Source organism: Oleiphilus sp. HI0080, from assembly GCF_001635135.1.
In genome coordinates this window covers 1-8265 of record NZ_LWFU01000353.1, presented here as the reverse complement: position 1 = coordinate 8265, position 8265 = coordinate 1, and the positions used below count along the sequence as shown (strand labels likewise).

Genomic DNA, 8265 nt, shown 5'->3' with positions numbered 1-8265 from the left:
CGGCGGGAGACGTGCTCGCTGAGATCGTTAAGCCGAACGATCAAACCATTACACCCATCACCACGAAGGCCGCCGGAAAGTTTTTCGCACGAGAAAACCGGCGTTTTGCTATTGCTGGTATGGATATTGGTAAGGTGGCTGGGCCTGATGCGTTTCGCGAAGGGCCGCTGCTTGGCGCATAGCTTTTGGCATTATCGGGTTTGGCTTCGGTAAACGGGCTAAATCGAAGAATCTGGCTAAACTTTAGGGGCATATAAGAAAACTAGAGAGAGCTTTAGTGTCTGCATACCATCGTCATGTCGCTCGTCGATCCATCTCCAAAATCATTTTAGCGGTTGTATTACTGCTATGTGCACAGGTGCTGTGGTCGGCAGAAAACACCTTAAAAGATGGGGCAGATTCACCCTTGCCTATGGCATTCGACTATTTCGAAGACCCTTATCATCTTTATACCTTCGAGCAGATACAAGCCTTGCCTGAGGATCGATGGTCCAAAGCCATGCCGGGGCAAGGGAGCTTTGGTTTTACGAGTTCCCAGTATTGGATAAAAACGCTCATCAGCAACAAAACTGCGAATACCCAGAACATGGTCTTGGAGGTCGATTATCTATTACTTGATGATGTGGTCTTCAAAGCAACGACCTCAGATGGAAGAGTGCTTGATTTAGCAACCGGTGATAGCCGGAACTTTTACCCTAGGCATATTGATCATCCAAGCATTTTGTTCAACTTTCAGTTAGAGAGTAATCAGGATATTTCGGTTATTTCCCGAGTCAAAACCCAGGGCTCGATGTTGCTGCCCCTGTATCTTTGGACAGAGAAATCCTTCTTTGAGTCTGCTGCAAGCGAACAGAAAATCCACTTTTTTTACTATGGCGCTTTAGCCGTCATCTTGCTTTTGAATCTAGCGGTATTTTTTACACTGCGTGAAAGATTGTATTTGTATTACGCGTTAGCCGTTTTTGGCTACCTAGTATTTTTTGCGAGCAGTCGAGGCTTTATTCATCAGATGGTGTTGCCTCATGCACCCGATTTGAACAGTCGATTGTTCCTTATGTCGATGCCCTTTCTTGCTTTGTTCTCTTTGCTTTTTGCGCGCAGCTTTATGCGAACCTATCGTGGCACTCCGATGTTGGATAAAGCCATTTTGGTGATGGTCGGTTTTGAGATCTTTGATCTCGGCGTATCCATGTTTATGGGCTACGACTTTTCAGTGCGTGTATCGGCCATTGGTGGTGTTTTGCTTTTTGCGGTACTTGTTTTTGCTGGGCCAATCAGTTGGTTTAAAGGTAAGCGATCCGGTATTTACTTCACTATTGCGTGGGTTCCCCTGACGCTAGGGTTTGCCATTACAACGGGCAGGAGTACCGGCGCACTACCGAACAATTTTTGGACAGAATATGCAATGCAGATCGGGTCGGGCATTGAAGCTTTGGTGCTAACGTTGGCGCTTGCGGATCGACTTTATCGAGAAAGAGAAAAGAAAATACGTGCTCAAGCGCAGAGTCTCGACACGGCAAAAGAGCGAAATCGAACTCAGATTTTGTTAGCGCAGACAATGTCTCGGGACCCCGTAACCCAGCTTCTAAATCGCAATCGTTTCGAGTGGCTGGTGCGGAATACCTTGATGGAAAATCCAGAAAAACGCTACTTTGTTGCGGCCTTGAACATGTCGCGCATTGACGATATTACGCGGACGCTGGGCTTATCAAGCAGTGAGAGATTGCTCCGACAAATTGCTCGTAGCCTCCAAAACGATACGCAAGCATTGCAGGGGGTCGTGAATGCAAAGCTTGAGGACGGTCATGAAGAGGGACTGTTTCAGATAGCGGGAGTGACCTTTGGAGTGCTGGTCGACCAGGACGCATTTGAGGCGTCACCGGAAGGGTTTTATGAAGTTCTGCGCAAACTCAGCGCTCCGATTGCATTTGAAGGACTGAGCCTTGAGTTGTCACCGCGTTTTGGTAGTGCGTTATTTCCAAAGCATGGAACGGACCCCGCCAAGTTAATTCGCAATGCGCTGATCGCGATGGAATCGCCGAACCCAAAAAGTGGTTTGATGGGGGTATATCACGGTGACTTCGATGTATACGATGAGAGTCGCTTAACACTGCTTACGGAGCTTAGGCAGGCTATTCATGACGATACGCTAGCGCTCGCATTTCAACCCAAACTCGCGATGCAGACATCTAAAGTCACGGGAATGGAGGCCTTGCTGCGTTGGACGCACCCTAAACTTGGGTTTGTTCCGCCAGACAAATTCATCCCGCTTGCCGAGCAAACCGGACTCATTGATTTGATAACGCAGTGGGTGTTTCGGAGCGTCGTCGAGCGAATGTTAGAGCTCCGTGCCAAAGGATATGTCGGCACCATGTCGATCAATATTTCTGCGCGCAACTTACATAATCCACATTTTGCAGAGCAGCTCTCTCAGATACTCGACAACACCGCACTCAGTGCAGATATGTTTTATCTGGAATTGACGGAGACTGCGGCGATGGAAGACCCGGTATTGGGTATTACAGCTTTGCAAACGCTCGTTGATAAAGGTTTTAAAATTGCCATAGATGATTTTGGCGCCGGTTATTCCTCCCTCTCTTATTTGCAACGCCTCCCGGCTTCCGAATTGAAGCTCGATCGCTCTCTGATTGTTGATGTTTGCGAGAGTAAGAGTTCATTGATGATTGTGAAGACGTTTGTCGACATGGCGCATGCGCTTAATCTTGAGTTGGTTGCAGAAGGCGTTGAGGATGAACAAACGGCTAACTCCCTGCGGGACTTAAATTGCGATCGTTTTCAGGGTTATTGGATTGCGCGTCCAATGCCATTTGATGATATGCAGCTATGGTTGTCAGAACATGAGGCCCTAGCGCTAGGCTAGGCTTCTCCAAAAAAGGACTCTTCATGGTGCGTAATGCACTCTGATGACGCATTTATCCGGTTCTCCATTGTTTTGTCATATGTAAGTGACTGAAACATATAGGTTTCATAAGTTGGTATCGAATTTGAATGTAAAACCTCAAAGTGAATACGATTAGAGTCGTAAAATAAATCTTGCAGCTCGAGAATGACCTCGGGCCTGCATCAGGCAAAGAAGCCTCCGCAATCAGATATGTGTTCTGGTTATGGAGGTTTTTTTTTGCCCTTAGAACATTGGTGGAGACTGAAGAATGCAATCATCAAATATGAAAATTGTTGTCGTTGGGAATGGGATGGTTGGCCATCACTTTGTTGATCAGCTCATGGAGCAGCACGATGGTTTTGATCTTACTGTGTTATCTGAAGAGCCGCGATTGGCCTACGATCGGGTGCATCTTTCAGAGTATTTTAGCGGTAAGTCGGCGGATGATTTGGCCTTAACCACCCCGGAGCAATACACCAAACAGGGCGTGAAATTCTTTACTGATGCGCGCGTCAGCAAGATTGACCGTGATGCAAAGCGAGTTGAAACCGCAGATGGTCAATGCTTTGAATATGACAAGCTGGTGCTCGCTACGGGCTCTTATCCTTTTGTTCCTCCTATCCCGGGCAATGATCAAGAGCACTGTCTGGTATACCGCACAATAGAAGATCTTGAACGCATAGAGGCTTCATCCAAGCAAAGTAAGGTGGGTGTTGTTGTCGGTGGCGGATTACTTGGCTTGGAGGCGGCAAATGCCCTGAAGGAAGCGGGCCTTGAAACCCACGTCGTCGAGTTTGCTCCTCAGCTTATGGCGGTTCAGGTAGACCAAGGTGGCGGTCGTTTACTTAAATCAAAAATTGAATCGTTGGGCGTTCAAGTACACACCCAGAAAGCGACTCAAGAAATTACTGCGGGTGAAAACTGCCGTTATCGTATGTGTTTTGCGGATGGTGATCACCTTGAGACAGACATGATTCTATTTTCCGCAGGCATTCGTCCTCAAGACGCGCTTGCACGTGAGTTTGGCCTTGAGCTTGGTGAAAGAGGCGGGATTGTCGTGAACAACCAATGCCTTACCTCAGATCCGGATATCTATGCCATCGGAGAATGTGCGCTCTGGAATAACTTCATTTTTGGTCTGGTTGCGCCGGGTTACACGATGGCGCGTGCGGCGGTAAGTCATATTACGGGCGGCGACCTTGCATTTGAAGGTGCGGATATGAGTACCAAGCTGAAATTGATGGGCGTTGATGTTGGCTCTATCGGCGACGCGCACTGTCGGACCGAAGGGGCCCAGTCGTATATTTATGAAAATCAGCCTGAAGAAGTATACAAAAAGATTGTTGTTGATGCCGAAGGCAAAAAGCTTCTCGGTGCTGTACTGGTAGGCGATAACGCGGATTACGATACGCTTTTGCAGTACGCGCTTAATGGTATTGATTTGCCTGATGCGCCTGAAAGCCTCATTTTGCCAAGTTCTGATGCTGCGCCGGCTCTGGGTGCAGACGCCCTGCCTGATACGGCTACCGTTTGTTCTTGTCATAATGTTTCGAAGGGCGACATTGTTGAGGCTATCGACGCGGGTAGTTGCGATTTGCCTGCAATCAAGGCTTGCACCAAGGCAAGTACAGGTTGTGGTGGTTGTTCCGCACTACTGAAAAATGTGTTCGACGCTGAGCTTGAGAAGCGCGGCGTTGAAGTTAAAAAAGACATTTGCGAGCACTTCGCTTACTCACGCCAAGAACTGTTCCATCTTATTAAAGTCGGGCAAATCAAGACCTTCGAAGCGCTTATTCATGCTCATGGCAAAGGCAGTCTTGGTTGTGAGATTTGTAAGCCAGCAGTGGGCTCAATACTCGCTTCGGTTTGGAATGATTTTGTTTTGTCCAAAGATCATGTGAGCTTGCAGGACACAAACGATACGTATCTGGCAAACATGCAGAAAGACGGAACCTACTCGATTGTCCCGCGTATTGCAGGTGGAGAGATTACCCCTGACAAGCTTATCGTGCTTGGCCAGGTTGCGAAGAAATATAAGCTCTACACCAAGATTACTGGCGGACAGCGTGTTGATTTGTTCGGCGCTCGCGTCGAGCAATTGCCTCCAATTTGGGAAGAGCTCATCGCTGCCGGTTTTGAAACCGGTCACGCATATGCGAAATCCTTGCGAACGGTTAAGTCCTGTGTTGGCAGCACTTGGTGTCGCTTCGGTGTTCAGGATTCTGTTACCGCGGCCATCGATATCGAAAATCGTTATAAGGGTCTTCGTGCTCCGCACAAAGTCAAAATGGCTGTCTCAGGTTGCACCCGAGAATGTGCTGAAGCGCAGGGTAAAGATATTGGGGTCATTGCGACGGATAAGGGATGGAACCTCTATGTTTGCGGTAATGGCGGGATGAAACCGCGTCATGCAGACCTGTTTGCGACGGACTTGGACACCGAAACCCTCATTAAATACATCGATCGCGTTTTGATGTTTTATGTTCGAACAGCCGATCGTCTGCAGCGTACCTCCGTTTGGATGGACAATCTGGAAGGCGGGCTGGAATACCTCAAACAGGTCGTCATTGAAGATTCGTTGGGGATTGCTCAAGAGCTTGAAGCGCAAATGCAGCATATTGTGGATAGCTATGAGTGTGAGTGGAAGCTTGCGGTTGAAAAACAGGATTCGCGTAAGCGTTTTAGACAGTTTGTGAACAGCGACAAAACGGATCCAAACATTGTGTTTGTTGAAGAGCGTGACCAGATACGTCCAGCACGAGCGGACGAGAAAATCATTGCCAGCGACGCGCTTTCGGAAGATGAACACGCAGAAACTGAGTTGGTATAGGGGTAGAAAAATGAAAGAAGTCGATCGTTGGATCCCAATTTGTGAAGTAGAAGACTTGGTAGATAACTCGGGTGTTTGTGCTTTGGTAGACGAGCAGCAGGTCGCTATTTTCAAGATAAGTACGAGTAGTGAATCTCAGGTGTTTGCCGTTAGCAATTGGGACCCGTTTGGTCAGGCAAACGTCTTGTATCGAGGCTTAGTTGCATCGGTAAATTCGGATAATGATGAGCAAAAATTTGTGCTTGCCTCGCCGCTTTATAAGCAGCGCTACTGTTTGGCGACAGGGGAATGTCTTGATGATGAGAGTAAGATGATTAGCGCTTACCCCACCCGCATTGTTGGTAATACCGTGCAACTTGGTATGGTTGGCTAGGTTATGTCTGGCTTGCAGAGAATCCCGACGATCAATAGCGGCAGCTCGCATGGCTTAGAGTCAAACGCACTGGCCTCAAGTACGTTAAAACAAAGCACCTGCCCTTACTGTGGTGTGGGTTGTGGCGTGGATGTGCAATTGAGTGGCTCTGTAGGCCAACCGCAGCCAGTTGCCGTCTCCGGAACGCCTGAGCACCCTGCTAATTTTGGCCGTCTTTGCATTAAGGGCAGTAAATTACTCGATACTCTGGAGCAAAACCAGCGGCTTGTTACGCCGCAGGTAGACGGCCTAGATGCGAGTTGGGAGCAGGCCGCGCATGAAGTTGCGCATCGTTTTAGCAAGATTATAAAAGAGCATGGACCCAATTCGGTTGCGCTTTATGTGTCAGGGCAACTGCTGACCGAAGACTATTATGTCGCGAACAAGCTCATGAAAGGGTATATCGGATCAGCCAACATCGATACAAACTCTCGTTTGTGTATGTCATCTGCGGTTGCAGCTCAAAAACGTGCGTTTGGTAGTGACGCCGTACCCTGTAGTTACGAGGATCTAGAACTCAGCGAGTTAATTGTGTTTGTTGGTTCGAATGCCGCTTGGACTCATCCAGTGTTATTTCAGCGAGTTGAACGAGCCAAGCAGCTAAACCCGGGTTTGAAAGTTGTTATTATCGATCCGCGCAATACCGCTACTTGCGAGCTAGGAGATCTACACCTACCGATTAAGGCAGGTACCGACGTGGCTCTCTTCAATGGATTGTTGAATTATCTAAGTGAGAATGGTGGATTAGATTCTCGTTTTCTCGAGAGTAGTGTTGCCGGATTTGATAATGCGTTGAAGCAGGCCAGAGAATGGACAGTAGAGCGCACCGCACAGGTGTGTGATCTCGCCGCCGATCGATTGGAGCAGTTTTATACTTGGTTCTGCGCTAGTCAGACAGCCATGAGCTTCTATTCAATGGGAGTGAACCAGTCAAGTTCTGGAGTCGACAAGGCAAACAGTATTATAAATTGTCATTTGGCGAGCGGGAAAATAGGTAAGCCCGGTAGCGCTCCGTTTTCAATAACCGGGCAACCAAATGCGATGGGGGGCCGCGAAGTGGGTGGGCTGTCTAACTTACTCGCTGCGCATATGGATATTGATAATGAACAGCATCGGGATATCGTTCAGGAATACTGGAACTCCCCCACGCTCTCTGAGCAGGCGGGCCATAAAGCCGTTGAGCTGTTTGATGCAATCGAATCCGGAGAAGTGAAAGCCGTCTGGATTATGGCAACGAATCCGTTGGTAAGCATGCCAAACCGCAATCGAATTGAGCGCGCCCTTAAAAAGTGTGCGTGTGTAGTGGTCTCTGATTATGTCGCGTCGAACGATACGCTTGCTTATGCGGATATAAAACTTCCAGCCACCGCGTGGTCGGAAAAAGACGGAACAGTGACAAATTCCGATAGAACTATCTCACGCCAACGTGCTTTTTTGCCTGCTTTAGGAGAGGCGCGTCATGACTGGAAAATCATCTGTGATGTGGCCCAGAGAATGGGGTATTCCGGGTTCGATTTTCAGAGTAGCCATGAGGTTTTTGTGGAGTATGCCGGGCTGACCGGTTACCGAAACGGTCGTGGTGAGAATGAGAGTCAACGAGACTTGGACTTGTCAGGTCTTGCGCAGCTTAGTCGCGCGCAATTTGATCGTATGAAGCCTGTGCAATGGCCAGTAAACAGCACGAATCCGAACGGTACGAAACGTCTATTTACAGACCAAGCGTTTTATACCCCCACGGGAAAGGCTAACTGTATAGCGGTCGACTTCAAGATCCCGACTCAAGTGACTTCTGATGCATACCCTTTCGTTCTGAACAGTGGCCGCCTCAGAGATCAGTGGCATACCATGACCCGCTCTGGCTCAAGCTCTGCCTTGAGCCAGCATAGTCCGGAGTCTTTTTTAGCGATTCATGCCGAGGATGCTCAAGCGCTGGATCTGAAAGATGGTGACCTCGTATCACTGAGTTCGGCTGTTTCGACGCAAACTAGCCAGCAAGTAGTTCTGCCCATTCAGATTGACAGCGCTCAGCGGCGTGGAGAGTTATTTGCGCCAATTCACTGGGGAAAACAATGGTCTTCTTCTGCCTCAATCGCTTATTTGTATAGTGATGCGCGAGACGCG

General features: G+C 48.5%; 5 protein-coding genes. All 5 read left to right on the top strand.

Annotation, left to right across the window (positions count from 1 at the left end):
- Positions 1-182: hypothetical protein (locus tag A3751_RS22640; protein ID WP_369821225.1), on the top strand; the 182-nt coding region annotated here is incomplete at its 5' end.
- Positions 183-277: 95 nt separating this feature from the next.
- Positions 278-2881, top strand: coding sequence for an EAL domain-containing protein (locus A3751_RS05135; protein ID WP_068453018.1), 2604 nt, complete (start codon positions 278-280; stop codon positions 2879-2881).
- 289 nt (positions 2882-3170) lie between these two features.
- Entirely contained in the window at positions 3171-5732 is a 2562-nt protein-coding gene (gene nirB, locus A3751_RS05130; protein WP_068453015.1) for a nitrite reductase large subunit NirB, read from the top strand.
- Positions 5733-5742: 10 nt separating this feature from the next.
- A complete protein-coding gene (gene nirD, locus A3751_RS05125; RefSeq protein ID WP_068453012.1) occupies positions 5743-6105 on the top strand; it encodes a nitrite reductase small subunit NirD in 363 nt (120 codons plus the stop codon).
- Between the two features lie 3 nt (positions 6106-6108).
- Positions 6109-8265 (top strand): molybdopterin oxidoreductase family protein (locus A3751_RS05120; RefSeq protein WP_068453008.1); only part of this gene is annotated, 2157 nt, incomplete at its 3' end.

Coding starts and splice junctions, on each gene's coding strand:
- nirB (WP_068453015.1), top strand. CDS start 3,171: ATGCAATCATCAAATATGAAAATTGTTGTCGTTGGGAATGGGATGGTT.
- nirD (WP_068453012.1), top strand. CDS start 5,743: ATGAAAGAAGTCGATCGTTGGATCCCAATTTGTGAAGTAGAAGACTTG.